The 17,658-nt window shown below is 62.7% G+C and carries 16 protein-coding genes and 1 pseudogene; 10 read left to right on the top strand and 7 right to left on the bottom strand.

All coding sequences use genetic code 11. The features are described 5' to 3' along the window. Window positions 1-12: 12 nt before the first annotated feature. Window positions 13-924 carry an oxygen-dependent coproporphyrinogen oxidase gene (hemF, locus tag Q9451_RS00315; protein ID WP_012269881.1) on the bottom strand — a complete coding sequence of 304 codons (912 nt, stop codon included), beginning with the start codon at window positions 922-924 and terminating at the stop codon, window positions 13-15. Between the two features lie 134 nt (window positions 925-1,058). Between hemF and Q9451_RS00310 the strand changes: the two genes are divergently transcribed. Next, on the top strand, window positions 1,059-2,036 hold the full coding sequence (locus Q9451_RS00310) for an NADPH:quinone reductase (protein WP_012269880.1): 978 nt from the start codon (window positions 1,059-1,061) through the stop codon (window positions 2,034-2,036). Window positions 2,037-2,163: 127 nt separating this feature from the next. On the opposite strand, the pseudogene Q9451_RS00305 reads toward Q9451_RS00310, so the two are convergent. The 3 genes and pseudogenes from Q9451_RS00305 to dprA form a co-directional block, all read right to left on the bottom strand. Beyond that, window positions 2,164-2,482 (bottom strand): annotated as a pseudogene (locus Q9451_RS00305) (hypothetical protein). Between the two features lie 895 nt (window positions 2,483-3,377). After that, on the bottom strand, window positions 3,378-3,935 hold the full coding sequence (locus Q9451_RS00300) for a Sua5/YciO/YrdC/YwlC family protein (RefSeq protein ID WP_012269878.1): 558 nt from the start codon (window positions 3,933-3,935) through the stop codon (window positions 3,378-3,380). Window positions 3,936-3,977: 42 nt separating this feature from the next. Then, window positions 3,978-5,075 carry a DNA-processing protein DprA gene (dprA, locus tag Q9451_RS00295; RefSeq protein ID WP_012269877.1) on the bottom strand — a complete coding sequence of 366 codons (1,098 nt, stop codon included), beginning with the start codon at window positions 5,073-5,075 and terminating at the stop codon, window positions 3,978-3,980. Window positions 5,076-5,281: 206 nt separating this feature from the next. Between dprA and def the strand changes: the two genes are divergently transcribed. Genes def through Q9451_RS00270 form a run of 5 tightly spaced genes read left to right on the top strand, consistent with a single transcriptional unit; the run spans window position 5,282 to window position 9,805 of the window. Next, on the top strand, window positions 5,282-5,788 hold the full coding sequence (def, locus tag Q9451_RS00290; RefSeq protein WP_012269876.1) for a peptide deformylase: 507 nt from the start codon (window positions 5,282-5,284) through the stop codon (window positions 5,786-5,788). Between the two features lie 60 nt (window positions 5,789-5,848). Next, window positions 5,849-6,781 (top strand): methionyl-tRNA formyltransferase, encoded by a 933-nt coding sequence (fmt, locus tag Q9451_RS00285; protein ID WP_012269875.1) that lies wholly within the window; start codon window positions 5,849-5,851, stop codon window positions 6,779-6,781. Continuing rightward, on the top strand, window positions 6,778-8,088 hold the full coding sequence (gene rsmB, locus Q9451_RS00280) for a 16S rRNA (cytosine(967)-C(5))-methyltransferase RsmB (protein ID WP_012269874.1): 1,311 nt from the start codon (window positions 6,778-6,780) through the stop codon (window positions 8,086-8,088). Before fmt ends, rsmB begins: the two co-directional genes overlap by 4 nt. Before the next feature lie 23 nt (window positions 8,089-8,111). Beyond that, window positions 8,112-9,485, top strand: a complete 1,374-nt coding sequence (gene trkA / locus Q9451_RS00275; protein WP_012269873.1) for a Trk system potassium transporter TrkA — start codon at window positions 8,112-8,114, stop codon at window positions 9,483-9,485. An 11-nt stretch (window positions 9,486-9,496) separates the two neighbouring features. Then, window positions 9,497-9,805 carry a tetratricopeptide repeat protein gene (locus tag Q9451_RS00270; RefSeq protein WP_012269872.1) on the top strand — a complete coding sequence of 103 codons (309 nt, stop codon included), beginning with the start codon at window positions 9,497-9,499 and terminating at the stop codon, window positions 9,803-9,805. A gap of 117 nt (window positions 9,806-9,922) precedes the next feature. Here Q9451_RS00270 and Q9451_RS00265 read toward each other — a convergent pair whose 3' ends face one another. Both Q9451_RS00265 and Q9451_RS00260 read right to left on the bottom strand, forming a co-directional pair. Beyond that, entirely contained in the window at window positions 9,923-10,810 is an 888-nt protein-coding gene (locus Q9451_RS00265) for a lysophospholipid acyltransferase (protein WP_012269871.1), read from the bottom strand. 41 nt (window positions 10,811-10,851) lie between these two features. Then, window positions 10,852-11,403: a DNA-3-methyladenine glycosylase I gene (locus Q9451_RS00260; protein WP_012269870.1), complete on the bottom strand. Its 552-nt coding sequence runs from the start codon at window positions 11,401-11,403 to the stop codon at window positions 10,852-10,854. Between the two features lie 83 nt (window positions 11,404-11,486). Here Q9451_RS00260 and glyQ point away from each other — a divergent pair, with 83 nt between their 5' ends. The 4 genes from glyQ to Q9451_RS00240 are packed head-to-tail and all read left to right on the top strand — an operon-like array spanning window position 11,487 to window position 15,845. Further along, on the top strand, window positions 11,487-12,434 hold the full coding sequence (glyQ, locus tag Q9451_RS00255; RefSeq protein WP_012269869.1) for a glycine--tRNA ligase subunit alpha: 948 nt from the start codon (window positions 11,487-11,489) through the stop codon (window positions 12,432-12,434). Continuing rightward, complete coding sequence (glyS, locus tag Q9451_RS00250; RefSeq protein WP_012269868.1) at window positions 12,431-14,482, top strand: glycine--tRNA ligase subunit beta; 2,052 nt, start codon at window positions 12,431-12,433, stop codon at window positions 14,480-14,482. Before glyQ ends, glyS begins: the two co-directional genes overlap by 4 nt. 3 nt (window positions 14,483-14,485) lie before the next feature. After that, on the top strand, window positions 14,486-15,013 hold the full coding sequence (gene gmhB / locus Q9451_RS00245; RefSeq protein ID WP_012269867.1) for a D-glycero-beta-D-manno-heptose 1,7-bisphosphate 7-phosphatase: 528 nt from the start codon (window positions 14,486-14,488) through the stop codon (window positions 15,011-15,013). A gap of 46 nt (window positions 15,014-15,059) precedes the next feature. Continuing rightward, window positions 15,060-15,845 (top strand): lysophospholipid acyltransferase family protein, encoded by a 786-nt coding sequence (locus Q9451_RS00240; RefSeq protein ID WP_012269866.1) that lies wholly within the window; start codon window positions 15,060-15,062, stop codon window positions 15,843-15,845. Between the two features lie 177 nt (window positions 15,846-16,022). Here Q9451_RS00240 and Q9451_RS00235 read toward each other — a convergent pair whose 3' ends face one another. After that, window positions 16,023-17,642 (bottom strand): MFS transporter, encoded by a 1,620-nt coding sequence (locus Q9451_RS00235; protein ID WP_012269865.1) that lies wholly within the window; start codon window positions 17,640-17,642, stop codon window positions 16,023-16,025. Window positions 17,643-17,658 lie beyond the last annotated feature (16 nt).

Below are 17,658 nucleotides of genomic sequence, written 5' to 3'. Positions count from 1 at the left end.
TTATCCACAGGCTTACTGGCCGAGCCAGTCGCGGTCCTGCAGGAAGTACTCGGTCAGGCGCGCTTCTTCGCTGCCGGGCGCAGCCTTCCAGTCGTAGCCCCAACGCACCTGAGGCGGCAGCGACATGAGGATGGACTCGGTGCGGCCACCGGACTGCAGGCCGAACAGGGTGCCACGGTCGTACACCAGGTTGAACTCCACGTAACGGCCGCGACGGTATTCCTGGAACTCGCGCTGCTGCGGGGTGTAAGGCGTGTCCTTGCGGCGCTGGACGATCGGCAGGTAGGCGTTGACGTAGGCATCGCCAATGGCGCGGATGAAGGCGAAGCAGGTGTCGAAGTCCCACTCGTTCAGGTCATCGAAGAACAGGCCGCCGATACCGCGTGGCTCGCCACGGTGCTTGAGGTGGAAGTAGCGGTCGCACCAGGCTTTGTAGCGTGGGTACACGTCGGCGCCGAAGGGCGCGCAGGCCTGCTCGGCCACACGGTGCCAGTGGATGCAATCTTCTTCATTGCCGTAGTACGGCGTCAGGTCGAAGCCGCCGCCAAACCACCACACGGCTTCTTCACCTTCCTTCTCGGCGATGAAGAACCGCACATTGGCATGAGAAGTGGGCACATGCGGGTTGTGCGGGTGAATCACCAGCGACACACCCAGGGCCTCGAAGCCACGGCCAGCCAGTTCAGGGCGGTGGGCACTGGCCGAGGGCGGCAGGCCGGCACCAAACACATGGGAGAAGTTGACCCCGCCTTTCTCGATCACCTTGCCGTCGCCGATCACCCGCGTGCGGCCCCCGCCACCGGCTTCGCGCACCCAGGCATCCTCGACGAAGCGGGCGCCGCCGTCTTCTGTTTCGAGGGCAGAGCAGATGCGGTCTTGCAGGTCGAGCAGGTAGGCTTTCACGGCCTCGGTGCGGCTAGTCATCGGGTCACCAGAAACGGGCAGGGAAGAATTCGCCGCGTAGCATACCACCGCCAGCCCGCGCGCCGCAGTTGACGGCGATCAAGCAAAGGCGTCCGATAGAAGGCCTTTCCCGATCCCGACGACAGGAGTGCGAGATGGCCAAGCGTATCCAGTTCAGCCAGCATGGCGGCCCGGAAGTGCTGCAGTTTGTGGAATTCGAACCCGCCCCGCCCGCGCCGCAGCAGGTGCGTGTGCGCAACCATGCCATCGGCCTGAACTTCATCGACACGTATTTTCGCAGCGGGCTGTATGCGCCGCCGTCCCTGCCTTCTGGCCTGGGCACAGAAGCGGCCGGTGTGGTCGAGGCCGTAGGCGAGGGCGTGACCCGGCTGAAAGTGGGTGACCGCGTGGCCCATGCCGGCGGGCCGCTGGGTGCGTACAGCGAGGTGCATACGCTGCCGGAGGCCAACCTGGTCAAGCTGCCCGACAACATCAGCTTCGAGCAGGCGGCAGCGGTGATGCTCAAGGGTTTGACCGTGCAATACCTGCTGAAGCAGACCTATGAAGTCAAACCGGGCGACGTGATCCTGTTCCACGCGGCAGCGGGTGGCGTGGGTTCGTTGGCGTGCCAGTGGGCCAAGGCCCTGGGCGCCAAGCTGATCGGTACCGTGAGTTCTGCCGAGAAGGCCGAACGGGCCAAGGCGCTGGGGGCATGGGAAACCATCGACTACAGCCATGAAGATGTGGCCAAGCGAGTACTGGAGCTGACCGACGGCAAGAAATGCCCGGTGGTGTATGACGGCGTGGGCGCCGATACCTGGCTGACCTCGCTGGACTGCCTGCAACCACGTGGGCTGATGGTGAGCTTCGGCAATGCCTCGGGCGCGGTGAGCGGGGTGAACCTGGGGATTCTGGCGCAGAAGGGCTCGCTGTATGTGACCCGGCCGACCTTGGCCACCTATGCCAACAATGCCGAGAACACCCAGGCCATGGCCGATGACCTGTTTGCAATGATTGGCAGTGGCAAGCTGGTTGTGGATATCCAGCAGCGGTATCCGCTGAGCGAGGCGGCCAAGGCACAGGCAGAGCTGTCGGCGCGCAGGACTGTGGGGTCGACTGTACTGATCCCCTGAACCCGACACATTCCCTGTGGGAGCGGGCATGCCCGCGAAGATGCCACCGCAGTGCATGGCACCGGCTTTGCCGGTGTTCGCGGGCATGCCCGCTCCCACAGGTACTGTGTCGGCTTCGATAGCTGCGCTATGCCTTTAAGGGTCGGTTTGCCGGTGGTGGGGTCGACTCGATGCCATCGAGTATCGCCTCAATCACACCCTCCGCCATTTCAATCGCATGCAGGTTCGACCAGAACATGCCACGGCCTTCTTCACGCATGTAGTCCAGGGCTTTGTACCCGGTTTCGTAGGCGCTGCGCAGGTATAGGGCTACGTGGACCAGAGCGTCCTCGGCGGAAATGTTCGGGTTGACGGTGAAGAGCGGGTCATGGCCGGCGTCGCAGCGGCCGAAGGAGCGGGTGGAGGTGCAGGGTAGGGGGTGGATCTGGAACAATTTTCTTCATCATTAGATCTCGCTTCATGGCCCCACCCAGTCGGTACCACACGAATGGGTGGCAGCTGTACGCAGGGTGGTAAACCGGGTGAGAGATCTAAAACCCAGCAGGCACGAAGCCTCCTGCGAACAGCCGCCATGGACTGCCAAGATCTCTCTGAACCCGGGTTACCACACCCGATCGCCAAGTTATTCGGCGACGGTTTAAGCCTAAGGGCAGAGGTTCCCGCTGAGAAGGTGACGGCAGAGGACGCGGGTCGTAGGATATTTCCGAAGCGGCCGGCTGGACAGCCATTTTGGTAATAATCAGAAAAGTCTGATCATTTAGAAGGCAACAGGAGGCGCATGCACAGCACGCGAGAAAAAGGGGGCTGCCTTGACCGTGCTGGTTTGGAAGCGTAGCGTTCCCTGTTCAGGTTGTACTGGTGCGCCGGCTGAGCTCAAGTTATCCGGGCGAGTACATCCTTACCATTGAGGCCGCTTATGCGGCCTTTGTTTTTTCGGGTAGGTATGCCTACGCCCCCCAATCGATTTGGCGCACTACGCAGACCGCGTAATGGCAACCAAGCGCTTGCCTTGGTTTCTGTGGCGCTGCGTAAATCGAGCGCCGCCCGCGCGGCGCATCGCGAGCTACGCTCGCTCCTACGTTTGTTTCGGGCCAATTATTCCTGTGCCATTTGCGCGCGGCCCCCATTGGCGCATGGCGCGATATCGTGTCGTACAAACAAGGCGGTCGCGCGCGCCTGTAACAGGCATGACTGGCCCAAAACAAACGTAGGAGCGAGCGCAGCTCGCGATGCGGCGCGCGGGCGGCGCTCGATCTCACAGGCAAAGAAAGCATCAAGGCTAACACCTGGGACATTGGCCCCCTGTGGGAGCGGGTCATCCGCCAGGCCTGTGGATAGGTATCAGCCAGGCCGAACGACTTCGCCAGTAGCCAGGTTACGAATCACACTAGGGTTCTTCCGCCCACCCAGCGCCCCACCCAACACCAGGTCCAGCTGGCCATGGAAGTACTGCTCAACCCGCAACCGGGTCTTGGCCGCCGGGCGCCCGCCAGGGTTGCACGAGGTGGAAATCAGCGGCCCCACCAGCGCGCACAGTTCACGCACCTGCGGATGGTCAGTGACCCGCAGCGCCACGGTGTCATGCTTCCCGGTCACCCATTCGGGCAACAGGTCCTGGTGCGGCACCAGCCAGGTATTGGGCCCCGGCCAGGTGCTACCCATGCGCTCGATCCAGTCTTCCGGGAAGTCCTCGAACAGGAAGTCGAACTGGCGGATGTTGTCGGCGATCAGGATCAGCCCTTTATCCACAGGCCGCGATTTCAGCGCCAGCAGGCGATACACCGCGTCCTCGTTCCATGGGTCGCAGCCAAGGCCCCAGACCGCTTCCGTCGGGTAGGCGATTACTGCGCCCGCCCGGATCTCACGTGCGGCTTGTTGCACACGAAAACTGCTCACCATTGCTGTTTCTCCGCCTCTATACCTTGCATGTGAGCAGTGTACTTAGCCCGCGCGGGCAAACCAACGCCCGGCTTCATTGCTGACCCGGCCGTCCAGCTCCAGCTCGGTCAGCTGCGCCAGTACCTCGGCCAACGGCAGCTCGCTGCAGTGCGCCAGGCTTTCGCTGGTTTGCGGTGCTGCATGCAGCAGGGCAAGCAGGGGATGCTCGAACCTGTCCACAACTGCAGGCGGCAGGTTCTGCCAACCCTTCAGGCTTTCCAGGATCTGCTCCACACTTTCCACCAGCAGCGCCCCATCACGGATCAGCTGGTGACAGCCCTTGGCCCCCGGGTGGTGAATGGAACCCGGAATGGCATACACCTCGCGGCCTTGCTCGGCCGCCAGGCGCGCCGTGATGAGCGAGCCGCTGGCCAGGCTGGCCTCTACCACCAGCACGCCCAGCGACAAGCCGCTGATGATGCGATTGCGCCGTGGGAAATTGCCGGGCAGTGGCCCGGCATCCAGCGGATACTCGGAAACCAGCGCACTGCCATTGTCGATCATCGCCTGCGCAAGCTCATGATGGCGCTGTGGATAAAGTTTTTGCAGCCCCGTACCGAGCACGGCAATCGTGCACCCACCGGCCTGCAACGCGGCCCGATGAGCGGCACCGTCGACACCTACCGCCAGCCCGCTGGTAATGGTGAAACCGGCTTGTGCGAGATAGCGGGAAAATGCCCGGGCAGTGTCGAGCGCCGGGGGTGTAGCACGTCTGCTGCCCACGATGGCCAGCTGAGGGCGGTCGAGCAAGGCCGGTTCACCCGCAACGAAAAGCAGCGGTGGGGCATCGTCGGTTTCTGCCAGCAAGGCAGGGTAGCCAGGGTCGTCCCACATCAGCAAATGCTGGCCCGGGCGCTCTAACCAGGCCATTGCGGCCAGCGCCCCATCTCGTACCTCGGCACTGCGCCGGGCATCGATGGTGGCTTGCGGGATGCCCAACGCTCGCCAGGCCGCACCGGGCGCACTGAGCGCGCAAGAGGCACTGCCGAAGGCATCGAGCAAGGTGCGAAAACGTCGCAGTCCTGTCTCGGGCAGGCGATGCAGACGTAATCGCGCCTCAAGTTCGGCAGGCGGGCAGAGCGACGAATGGTAACGGGGCATGAGGATCGTCCTTGATCGAAACAGGGCCATTTACGTGGCACAACCTGTGGATAACTCTGTGAGTAACACTTTGAAAAGCTGTCCATTGATTGGGGGCTATCAAGCCCATAGACACCCTAGACGAGCTTGCCAGGTGCCGAAATGCCCGTTTCCCTTTATTATGTGTGCTCAGTTTTCAACCGAACGCACAGTGACTGCCTGACCTTATGGCCATCTTGAACATTCTCGAATTCCCGGACCCGCGCCTGCGCACTATCGCCAAACCGGTGACGGAGTTCGACGACGCCCTGCGTCAGCTGATCGACGACATGTTTGAAACCATGTACGAAGCCCCTGGTATCGGCCTGGCCGCCACCCAGGTCAACGTGCACCTGCAGGTCGTGGTCATGGACCTCAGCGAAGACCGCAGCGAGCCGCGCGTCTTCATCAACCCCACGGTCGAAGAACTCACCCACGACATGGGCCAGTACCAGGAAGGTTGCCTGTCGGTGCCCGGCTTCTACGAGAACGTCGACCGCCCGCTGCGTGTGCGGGTCAAGGCCCAGGACCGCGACGGCAAGCCGTTCGAGCTGGAATGCGAAGGCCTGTTGGCGGTGTGCGTGCAGCACGAATTCGATCACCTCAACGGCAAGCTGTTCGTTGACTACCTGTCGCAGCTCAAACGCGACCGGATCAAGAAGAAACTGGAAAAGCAGCACCGCCAGCAAGCCTGATCCCCACCTTCCAGAAGGCTTGCTCCGGCAAGCCTTTTTCTTTTTTGAAGCGAGAACTCCATGCGCATCGTCTTTGCAGGCACTCCAGAGTTTGCCGCCGAACACCTCAAGGCCCTGCTCGACAGCCCCTACGAGATCGTGGCCGTCTACACCCAGCCCGACCGCCCAGCCGGCCGTGGCCAGAAGCTCATGCCAAGTGCGGTCAAGGCACTGGCCGTGGCCCATGACATCCCGGTGTTCCAGCCGCAGACCCTGCGCAACGCCGATGCCCAGGCCGAACTGGCCGCGTTGAAGCCAGACCTGATGGTGGTGGTCGCCTACGGCCTGATCCTGCCGCAGGCGGTGCTGGATATCCCGCGCCTGGGCTGCATCAACAGCCACGCCTCTCTGCTGCCACGCTGGCGCGGTGCGGCACCGATCCAGCGCGCCGTGGAAGCCGGCGACGCCGAGAGCGGCGTAACCGTGATGCGTATGGAAGCTGGCCTGGACACCGGCCCGATGCTGCTCAAGGTCGTCACCCCGATCAGTGCCGACGACACCGGCGGCACCTTGCACGACCGCCTGGCCGAGATGGGCCCGCCTGCCGTCGTACAGGCCATCGCCGGCCTGGCCGACGGCTCGCTGCAAGGTGAAGTACAGGATGATGCCCTGGCGACCTACGCACACAAACTGAACAAGGACGAGGCGCGCATCGACTGGAGCCGCCCGGCCGTCGAGCTGGAGCGCCTGATCCGCGCCTTCAACCCGTGGCCCGTGTGCCACAGCACCCTCGATGGCGAAAGCGTGAAGGTGCTGGCCGCCAACTTGTCCACAGGCAAGGGCGCCCCGGGCGAAATCCTTTCCGCCAGCAAGGACGGTCTCGTCGTTGCTTGCGGTGACCAGGCGCTGAGCCTGACCCGCCTGCAATTGCCTGGCGGCAAGGCGCTGAGCTTCAGCGACCTGTTCAACAGCCGCCGCGAGAAGTTCGCCGCCGGCAAGGTGCTGGGCCAATGAACCCACGCCTCGCTGCCGCCCGTGCCCTTGCCGCTGTGCTTAGCGGCAAGGCCTCGCTGAATAGCTCGCTGCCGGCCCAACTGGACAAGGTCGACGAACGCGACCGTGGCCTGACCCAGGACCTGGCGTTCGGCACCGCGCGCTGGCAACCACGCCTCGACCTGCTGGCCGCCCAACTGCTGCAAAAGCCCTTCAAGGCCGCCGACGCCGATGTTCAGGCGCTGCTGCTGGTTGGCCTGTACCAGCTGTTCTACACCCGCATTCCGGCCCACGCCGCCATCGGCGAAACCGTGGGCTGTGCCGACAAGCTGAAGAAGCCATGGGCCAAGGGCCTGCTCAATGCCGTGCTGCGCCGTGCCCAGCGCGAAGGCGAGGAACTGCTCGCCAGCATGGAGCGCGACCCAGTGGTGCGTACCGCCCACCCGCGCTGGCTGCAGAAGGCGCTGAAAGCGTTCTGGCCCGCGCAATGGGAAGCCATCTGCGCCGCCAACAACGCCCACCCGCCGATGATTCTGCGGGTCAACCGCCGTCACCACAGCCGCGATGCCTACCTGGCATTGCTGGCCGAAGCGGGCATTGGCGCCAGCGCCTGCCAGTACAGCCGTGACGGCATCGTGCTGGCCGAGGCCTGTGACGTGCGCGGCTTGCCAGGCTTCGCCGAGGGCTGGGTGAGTGTGCAGGACGAAGCCGCGCAGCTGTCCGCCGACCTGCTCGAACTGGCCCCCGGCCAGCGCGTGCTGGACGCCTGCTGCGCACCGGGCGGCAAAACCTGCCACTTGCTGGAGGCCGAAGCCGGCCTGGCCCACGTCGTGGCCATCGACCTCGAAGCCAAACGCCTGATCCGCGTGCGCGAAAACCTCGACCGCCTCAAGCTCGACGCCGAGCTGATCGCCTGCGATGCCCGCGACACCGCCAGCTGGTGGGATGGCAAACCGTTCCAGCGCATCCTGCTCGACGCGCCATGCTCGGCCACCGGCGTGATCCGCCGTCACCCAGACATCAAGCTGACCCGCCAGGCCGACGACATCCCGGCCCTGGCAGCGCTGCAAGGCGAGCTGCTCGACGCCCTGTGGCCAACCCTGGAAGTAGGCGGCATGCTGTTGTACGCCACCTGCTCCAGCCTGCCGACCGAGAACACCGAAGTAATCGACGCTTTCCTCGCCCGCACCCCAGGTGCCCGTGAGCTGGACCTGGCCACCGAGGCCGGCCTGCGCCAGCCCCACGGCCGCCAGTTGCTGGCCCAGGAAGGCGGCCACGACGGCTTCTACTATGCCAAGCTGATCAAGATCGCCGCCTCACGCGGATAAGCACACAGGGTAGGGAGTAGCGGATGAAGATCATCATCCTTGGCGCAGGGCAGGTAGGCGGTACGCTGGCAGAGCACCTGGCCAGCGAAGCGAACGACATTACCGTGGTCGATACAGACGGCGACCGCCTGCGCGACCTCGGCGACCGCCTGGACATCCGTACCGTGCAGGGCCGCGGCTCGCTGCCGACGGTGCTGCGCCAGGCCGGTGCCGACGACGCCGACATGCTGGTGGCGGTCACCAACAGCGACGAAACCAACATGGTCGCCTGCCAGGTGGCCTATTCGTTGTTCCACACCCCGACCAAGATCGCCCGGGTGCGTGAATCGTCCTACCTGACCCGCGAAGAGCTGTTCGACAACGACCACATCCCGGTGGACGTGCTGATCAGCCCCGAGCAGGTGGTGACCAACTACATCAAGCGCCTGATCGAACACCCAGGCTCGCTGCAAGTAATCGACTTCGCCGAAGGAAAGGCCCAGTTGGTGGCGGTAAAGGCCTACTACGGCGGCCCGCTGGTCGGCCAGCAACTGCGCCAGATACGTGCGCACATGCCCAACGTCGACACCCGCGTGGCGGCCATCTTCCGCCGCGACCGGCCGATCACTCCGCGTGGCGACACAGTGATCGAGGCTGACGACGAAGTGTTCTTCATCGCCGCCAAAAAGGACATTCGCGCCGTGATGGGCGAACTGCGGCGCATCGACGAAACCAACAAGCGCATTGTCATCGCCGGCGGCGGGCAGATCGGCGAGCGTCTGGCCGAAGCCATCGAAAGCCGCTACCAGGTGAAGATCATCGAGATGAGCCCGGCCCGTTGCCGGCACCTGTCCGATACCCTGGAAAGCACTGTGGTGCTCCAGGGCAGTGCCTCGGACAAGGACCTGATGCTCGAAGAGAACATCGCCGATGCCGATATTTTCCTGGCCCTGACCAACGACGACGAAGCCAACATCATGTCGTCGCTGCTGGCCAAGCGCCTGGGTGCGGGCAAGGTGATGACCATCATCAACAACCCGGCCTATGTCGACCTGGTGCAGGGCGGCGATATCGACATTGCCATCAGCCCGCAGCTGGCAACCATCGGCACCCTGCTGGCGCACGTGCGCCGGGGCGACATCGTCAGCGTGCATTCGCTGCGCCGCGGCGCGGCCGAGGCCATCGAGGCCGTGGCGCACGGGGATTCGAAGTCGAGCAAGGTGGTCGGCAAGGCCATCGAAGACATCGCCCTGCCACCGGGTACCACGATCGGTGCGATCATCCGTGACGAAGAAGTGATGATCGCCCACGACGACACCATGATCGAATCGGGGGACCATGTGATCCTGTTCGTTGTGGATAAAAAGCATATTCGCGATGTGGAAAAGCTGTTCCACGTCGGCTTGAGTTTCTTCTAGGAGAAGAGGGCATGCGCGAATCGCTGGAGAAGATGCTGGCCAAGGGTGTGGATAACCCGCTGCTCAGGTTTGGGCTGGGCAAGGCTTGGCTGGATGAAGGCAACGGCGTTGAAGCGGCGGTGCACCTGGCGCGCTGTGTTGAGCAGGACCCGAAATATTCCGCAGCGTGGAAGCTGCTGGGCAAGGCGTATCAGTTGCAGGGTGACCTGACGGCAGCACGCAAGGCTTGGGAAGACGGAATCGTGGCGGCGCAGGCCCATGGGGACAAGCAGGCCGAGAAAGAGATGACCGTGTTCCTCAAGAAGCTCAACAAGGTCTGAGATTGTCTGGGCTGCTTTGCAGCCCATCGCGACACAAGGCCGCTCCTACAGGTGACCGCGATCCTTTGTAGGAGCGGCCTTGTGTCGCGAAAGGGGCGCAAAGCGCCCCCAAAAATCTCAATACCAGCGCGGCTCGCCAGCCGGTCGCTTCTTGAAGCGCTTCATGCTCCACATGTACTGGCTCGGGTACTCGCGCACATAGCGTTCGACTACCTTGCTCATCGCCGCCGCCGACACGTTGACGTCGGTGCTGTACATCTCCTCGGGCGCCGCCTCCAGAAACACCTTGAAGCCCGAACCATCCGGCAGCCGCAGCGCATGCAGAAACACCCCCACCGCCTTGCCACCCGCCAGCATGTTCGGCACGAACTTGCTGGTCAGCGCCTGGGTGCCCAGGAACGGCACGAAAACCCCTGCCGATTCCGCAGGCTCCGGGTCGGCAGGAATGCCCACCTGGCCACCGCGGCGCACTTCCTTGATCACGCTGAGGATGCCTTCCTTGGTCGAAGGCGCCACGCGGTTGCCCATCTGCACGCGCTGCTCACGCAGCAGGTCATCCACCGCCTTCAGCTTTGGCGGGCGGTAGAAGATGATTGGTTTGCACTGGTTACAGTAGAAGTGGTTCAGCACTTCCCAGTTGCCCAGGTGGCTGGTAATACCCACCACGCCCTTGCCCGAGGCCAGGGCCTGCTCCAGCACTTCCAGGCCGTGCACTTCCTTGACCAGCTCCAGCGAACGCTGCGGCGGCCAGATCCAGGCACAGGCACTTTCGACAAAGGATTTGCCGATATCCCGCAGCGCCTGGCCAACCAGCTGCTCACGGGCAACCGGGTCCATCTCGGGGAAACACTTGGCCAGGTTGATCCGCACCACGTTGCGCGAACCGTTGGGGACTTTCCACATCAGCCAGCCAATACCCGCGCCGACGCGCTGTACAGCGCCCCAGGGCAGCTTGGCAAACAGGCGCAGCACCCCGACCATCAGGGCGCCCTTGAACTTTTCCACAGGCGAATTCCTTATTTCAGCAAGGCGCGCATTGTAACCCCTCAGCGCAACAAGGCGGCGTAGCGATCGCAATCGGTGGTGTGGTCCATGACCATGCCGGTGGCCTGCATGAAGGCGTAGCAGATGGTCGGGCCGACAAAGGTGAAGCCGGCTTTCTGCAGGGCCTTGCTCATGGCCGTGGCTTCGTCGGTGACAGCCGGCACTTCGCCGCGCCCCTTGAAGTGGTTGATCTTCGGCTCGCCGCCGACGAACGACCACAGCCATTGCGCAGGGTTATCCACAGCCAGCCAGGCTTGCGCGTTGCGCCGCGCAGCCTTGAGCTTGAGGCGATTGCGAATGATGCCGGCATCTTGCATCAGTTCTTCGATGCGTTCGTCGCTCATGGCGGCCAGTTTCACCGGGTCGAAGCCGTACATCACCTGGCGATATCGTTCGCGTTTGCGCAAAACGGTGATCCACGAAAGCCCGGCCTGGAACCCTTCGAGCAAAAGCATCTCGAAGAGCAACGCCGGGTCACGCTGGGGCGTTCCCCATTCCTGGTCATGGTAGGCCTGGTACAACGGATCGTCGGTACACCAAAAGCAGCGTGGCATAAGGCTCCAATGAGTAGAGGGCGAGGCGAATCAGGTTATACTCCCGCTCTTTACATCCGCATCCCCAGATACAGGTGAATTTCGTGAGCCAGCCTACGCCAGCCGTGCGTACCTTCCAAGACCTGATCCTCGCCCTGCAGAACTACTGGGCAGCTCAAGGTTGTGTGGTGCTTCAGCCCTACGATATGGAAGTAGGCGCCGGCACTTTCCATACCGCCACGTTCCTGCGCGCCGTCGGCCCAGAGACCTGGAACGCCGCCTACGTGCAGCCTAGCCGTCGCCCTGCCGACGGGCGGTATGGCGAAAACCCAAACCGCCTGCAGCACTACTATCAGTTCCAGGTAGTGCTCAAGCCCAACCCGGCCAACTTCCAGGAGCTGTACCTCGGCTCGCTGAAAGCCATCGGCCTGGACCCGCTGGTGCACGACATCCGCTTCGTCGAAGACAACTGGGAATCGCCGACCCTCGGCGCCTGGGGTCTGGGCTGGGAAATCTGGCTGAACGGCATGGAAGTCACCCAGTTCACCTACTTCCAGCAGGTAGGCGGCATCGAGTGCTACCCGGTTACCGGTGAAATCACCTACGGCCTGGAGCGCCTGGCCATGTACATTCAGGGCGTGGACTCGGTGTACGACCTGGTGTGGGCCGACGGCCCGTTCGGCAAAGTCACCTATGGCGATGTGTTCCACCAGAACGAAGTGGAGCAGTCGACCTACAACTTCGAACACGCCAACGTCGACAAGCTGTTCGAACTGTTCGACTTCTACGAAAGCGAAGCCAACCGCCTGATCAAGCTGGACCTGCCGTTGCCGACCTACGAAATGGTCCTGAAGGCCTCGCACACCTTCAACCTGCTGGACGCCCGCCGCGCCATCTCGGTAACCGAGCGCCAGCGTTACATCCTGCGTGTACGTACCCTGGCCCGGGACGTGGCGCAAAGCTATCTGCAAGCCCGCGCACGCCTGGGCTTCCCGATGGCCACCCCTGAACTGCGTGACGAAGTGTTGGCTAAGCTGGAGGCTGCACAATGAGTGCTCAAGATTTCCTGGTAGAACTGGGCACCGAAGAGCTGCCACCCAAGGCCCTCGCCAGCCTCGGCGACGCCTTCCTGGCCGGCATCGAGAAAGGCCTGCAGGCCGCTGGCCTGAACTACACCGGCAAGCAGGTGTACGCCGCGCCACGTCGCCTGGCCGTGCTGATCCGCCAGCTGGACGTGCAGCAGCCTGACCGCAGCATCAACATCGACGGCCCGCCCATGCAGGCTGCTTTCAAAGACGGCGAGCCGACCCAGGCAGCCTTGGGCTTTGCCAAGAAGTGCGGCGTAGAGCTGGCCGAAATCGACCAGAGCGGCGCCAAGCTACGCTTCTCCCAGCACATTCCGGGCAAGGCCACCGCCAGCCTGCTGCCGACCATCATCGAGGATTCGCTCAACGACCTGCCGATCCCCAAGCGCATGCGCTGGGCGGCCAGCCGTGAAGAGTTCGTGCGCCCAACCCAATGGTTGGTGATGCTGCTGGGCGACCAGGTGGTCGACTGCACTATCCTGTCGCAGAAGGCCGGCCGTGAATCCCGTGGTCACCGCTTCCACCACCCGGAAAACGTGGTGATCACCACCCCGGCCAACTACGTCGAAGACCTGCGCAAAGCCTACGTGCTGGCGGACTTCGCCGAGCGCCGCGAGCTGATCAGCAAGCGTACCGCCGAGCTTGCCATGCAGCAGGAAGGCACGGCCATCGTGCCGCCGGCGCTGCTGGACGAAGTGACCGCCCTGGTCGAGTGGCCAGTGCCGCTGGTGTGCTCGTTCGAGGAGCGTTTCCTCGAGGTGCCGCAGGAAGCCCTGATTACCACCATGCAGGACAACCAGAAGTACTTCTGTCTGCTGGACAGCGAAGGCAAGCTGCTGCCGCGCTTCATCACCGTGGCCAACGTCGAAAGCCGCGACCCGAAGCAGATCGTGCAAGGCAACGAGAAGGTCGTGCGCCCACGCCTGACCGACGCCGAGTTCTTCTTCAAGCAAGACAAGAAGCAGCCGCTGGAAACCTTCAACGAGCGCCTGAAAAACGTGGTGTTCCAGGCTCAACTGGGCACCGTGTACGACAAGGCCGAGCGTGTTTCCAAGCTGGCTGCCTTCATCGCCCCGCTGATCGGTGGCGACGCCCAGCGTGCCGGCCGTGCGGGCCTGCTGTCCAAGTGCGACCTGGCCACCGAAATGGTCGGCGAATTCCCTGAAATGCAGGGTGTTGCCGGTTACTACTACGCGCTCAACGACGGTGAGCCGCAAGACGTTGCCCTGGCCCTGAACGAGCAGTACATGCCGCGCGGTGCTGGCGCCGAGCTGCCGCAGACCCTCACCGGTGCTGCCGTGGCCATCGCCGACAAGCTCGACACCCTGGTCGGCATCTTCGGCATCGGTATGCTGCCTACCGGCAGCAAGGACCCGTATGCCCTGCGCCGTGCCGCGCTGGGCGTGCTGCGTATCCTGATCGAGAAGCAGCTGGACCTGAACCTGACCGGTGCGGTCGAGTTCGCGGTCAAGCAATTCGGTGCCAAGGTCAAGGCCGCGGGCCTGGCGGAGCAGGTACTGGAGTTCATCTTCGACCGCCTGCGTGCGCGTTACGAAGACGAAGGCATCGACGTCGCCACTTACCTGTCGGTACGTGCCCTGCAGCCAGGCTCGGCCCTGGACTTCGACCAGCGCGTGCAGGCCGTGCAGGCCTTCCGCAAGCTGCCGGAAGCCGAAGCCCTGGCCGCGGTGAACAAGCGTGTATCGAACCTGCTGAGCAAGGCTGAAGGCGCCATCGCCGAACAGGTCGAGCCGAAGTACTTCGACAACGCCAACGAGTTCTCCCTGTACTCGGCCATCCAGCAGGCCGACCAGGCCGTGCAACCGATGGCTGCTGCACGCCAGTACAGCGAATCGCTGGCCCGCCTGGCCGCCCTGCGTGACCCGGTCGATGCCTTCTTCGAGGCGGTGATGGTGAACGCCGAAGACGCCAAGGTACGTGCCAACCGTTATGCCCTGCTCAGCCGCCTGCGCGGCCTGTTCCTGGGCGTGGCCGACATTTCGCTGCTGGGGTAAGCCTTGAAACTGCTGATTCTCGACCGTGACGGGGTGATCAACTACGACTCCGACGCCTACATCAAGACGCTGGAAGAGTGGGTGCCGATCCCAGGCTCGGTCGAAGCGATCGCGCAGTTGAGCAAGGCCGGCTGGACGGTGGCTGTGGCCACCAACCAGTCCGGCATTGCCCGTGGCTATTACCCGCTGGCAACCCTCGAAGCCATGCACGCGCGCCTGCGTGCGCTGGTGGCCGAGCAGGGTGGCGAAGTGGGCCACATCGTGTATTGCCCGCACGGGCCAGACGAAGGCTGCGATTGCCGCAAGCCCAAGCCTGGCATGCTGCGGGCGATCGCCGCGCATTACCAGGCCGGCCTTGAAGGCGTCTGGTTCGTCGGCGACAGCAAAGGTGACCTGGAGGCTGCCCTGGCCGTCGGTGCACAGCCCGTGTTGGTGAAAACCGGCAAGGGCGAGCGGACCCTGGAAAAAGGCGTCCCGGAAACTACACTGATTTTCGACGATCTGGCAGCTATCGCCAGAGAACTAATTTAAACAGTGCGCCTTCGGGCGCATTTTTCTCAGGCGGGCATGCCCCGCAATGGTACAAGCCACTATGTCGATCCTGCAGGCGATCAGAATCTTTCTTTTTTACCTGCTGCTGGGCACCAGTTCGCTGCTGTGGTGCTCGCTGAGCTTCTTCATCGCGCCATTCCTGTCGTTCCCTAAGCGCTACAAGTTCATCAACGTGTACTGGTGCCGCTGCGCGCTGTTTCTGGTGCGTACCATCCTGGGTATCGACTACAAGATCACTGGCGCCGAGAACGTACCGGATGAGCCATGCGTGATTCTGTCCAATCACCAAAGCACCTGGGAAACCTTCTTCCTGTCCCAGTACTTCTCACCGCTTAGCCAGGTGCTCAAGCGCGAGCTGCTGTACGTGCCGTTTTTCGGCTGGGCCATGGCCATGCTGCGGCCGATCGCCATCAACCGCGACAACCCCAAGGAAGCGCTGCGCCAGGTGGCGAGCAAGGGTGACGAGCTGCTCAAGCAGAAAACCTGGGTGCTGATTTTCCCGGAAGGTACACGCGTGCCGTTCGGTACGATCGGCAAGTTCTCCCGCGGCGGCACCGCACTGGCTGTGAATGCCGGGTTGCCGGTGCTGCCAATTGCCCACAACGCCGGCAAGTTCTGGCCGAAGACCGGTTGGGGCAAGCGTGCCGGTACCATCGAGGTGGTCATTGGCGAGCCGATGTACGCCAATGGTACCGGGCCACGTGCTATCGCCGAGCTCAACGACCGCGCTGCGGCGTGGAACGAGGCAACCCAGCGGGCCATGGGCTCGCTGCCACCAGCTGCGGAAAAGCCCCAGGAGCAGATGGCCTGATCATCTGTGGATAACTTGTGAGCAATTTTTCCATCAAATGCTTAAAGTGATCTATAAGTGTTTGAATTATCTGTTTATTTCTGTGCATTACATTTTCTTGAAAATCGTGCATAAGTTTTTTCGAGGCATAAAAAAACCGGCTTTTACAGCCGGTTTTTTTATGGCATGCAGACAGCATCAGACTTTGTCGATATCGACGTCCTTGGTTTCTTTCAGGCAGAAGATCCCCACCACCAGACTGATACCGGTCACCAGCACTGGGTACCAAAGCCCGTAGAAGATATCCCCGGTATAGACCACCAGCGCGAACGATACGGTCGGCAGGAAGCCACCGAACCAGCCATTGCCTATGTGATAGGGCAGTGACATCGAGGTGTAGCGGATACGGGTCGGGAACAGCTCGACCATCACCGCCGCCAACGGGCCATAGGTCATGGTCGCGATCAGGATCATCGCCACGATCAGCACCACCACCATCACCTGGTTGACCTGCTCAGGGTCGGCCTTGGCCGGGTAGCCCGCCTGCTCGATTGCAGAGCGCATGGCGGTTTCGTCGAAGCCGTTGATGGTCTTTTCACCAATGTTCACCACCACATCGCTACCGGCCACGCTTACCGAGCTGTACGGCAGGCCTTGCTTCACCAGGAAGGTCTTGACCTTGTCGCACGGGCTGTCGAAACGTGCCTTGCCCACGGGGTCGAACTGGAAGGTGCAGCTTTGCGGGTCGGCGGTAACCACGATCGGCGCCTGACGGCTGGCGGCGTCAATCTGTGGGTTGGCGTAATGGCTCAGGGCCTTGAACAGCGGGAAGTACAGCACCGTGGCCAACAGCAGGCCGAGCATCAGGATTGGCTTGCGGCCGATGCGGTCCGACAGCCAGCCGAAGAACACGAAGAATGGCGCACCGATCACCACACTGATAATCAACAGGGTGTTGGCTTGGGCGGGGTCCATCTTCAGCATCTGGGTCATGAAGAACAGCACGTAGAACTGTGCCGTGTAAAAGGTCACGGCTTGGCCGGCGTTGATGCTGAACAGTGCGGTGAGCACCACTTTCAGGTTTGGCCAGGAAGTGAACGACTCACGGATCGGCGACTTGCTGATCTTGCCCTGGGCCTTCATTTTCACGAACGCAGGCGATTCGTGCATGCTCATGCGGATCCAGGTGGAAATGGCCAGTAGCACGATCGACAGCAGGAACGGCAGGCGCCAGCCCCAGGTTTCGAACTGGTCACCACTGATGTAGCGGCTGCCCAGTACCACCAGCAGCGACAGCAACAGACCCAAGGTTGCAGTGGATTGGATGAAACCGGTGTGCAAGCCACGCTTGCCGGGGGGCGCATGCTCGGCCACGTAAGTGGCCGCACCGCCATATTCGCCGCCCAGCGCCAGCCCCTGCAACATGCGCAGGATTACCAGAATGATCGGTGCGGCAATGCCAATGCTGGCGTAGGTAGGCAACAACCCCACCGCGAAAGTGGACAGGCCCATCAGCACGATGGTGACCAGGAAGGTGTACTTGCGCCCGATCATGTCACCCAGGCGGCCGAACACCAGCGCGCCGAAGGGCCGTACCAGAAAGCCCGCAGCAAAGGCCATCAGGGCGAAGATGAAGGCGGTGGTGTCGTTCACACCAGCGAAGAATTGCTTGCTGATGACCGCTGCCAGCGCACCATAGAGAAAAAAGTCATACCACTCGAAAACCGTCCCAAGGGATGACGCGAAAATGATCTTGCGCTCTTCACGGCGGCTGGAGCTGCTGGCCGCCGCACCCTGCTCTTGGATGTAATCCGACATCGTTGCTGTCCTCGGC

This window comes from Pseudomonas sp. NY8896 (genome assembly GCF_039634505.1).
The sequence above is the reverse complement of the archived record's forward strand: the minus strand, read 5'-3'. Positions and strand labels throughout refer to the sequence as shown.